Source organism: Shigella sp. FC1544 (assembly GCF_001722145.1).
GTDB lineage: Bacteria > Pseudomonadota > Gammaproteobacteria > Enterobacterales > Enterobacteriaceae > Escherichia > Escherichia coli.
On record NZ_MECT01000483.1, the window covers coordinates 1 to 347 of the forward strand.

Annotated in this window: 1 pseudogene; it reads right to left on the reverse strand. The window is 57.1% G+C overall.

What is annotated here, in order from left to right:
* Nucleotides 1-347: pseudogene (locus tag BGK49_RS18730) on the reverse strand (IS66 family transposase zinc-finger binding domain-containing protein); the annotation flags it as partial.

Consider the following 347-nt stretch of genomic DNA (forward strand, 5'->3'; position numbering starts at 1 on the left):
CCCGCGATACCACGCTCTATCGGACGGGATGGTGCCGGTGCTTCAACGATGCAGTCACATTTTGTACAGGCTTTTTTTTACCCGTTCTGTGCGGATCACTTTCAGAGCGCTGCTCACCAGTTCCAGTTGTTCTGCGCTGACTTCCCCCAGATAATCCAGCTCACCGCCACACTCCGGGCAACAGCTTTCTTCTGGCTCCAGGCGATTTATTTCGCGGGGCAGATGCTCCGGTAACGGGCGACGATGACGAGACTGTCGCAACTGGCGGGGAACCTGCGGATCGTCTTCCCGCCCACTGTAACGATCACTGTCCTGTTCGCGTTGTTTCAGCAGGGCCTCAGCCTGTT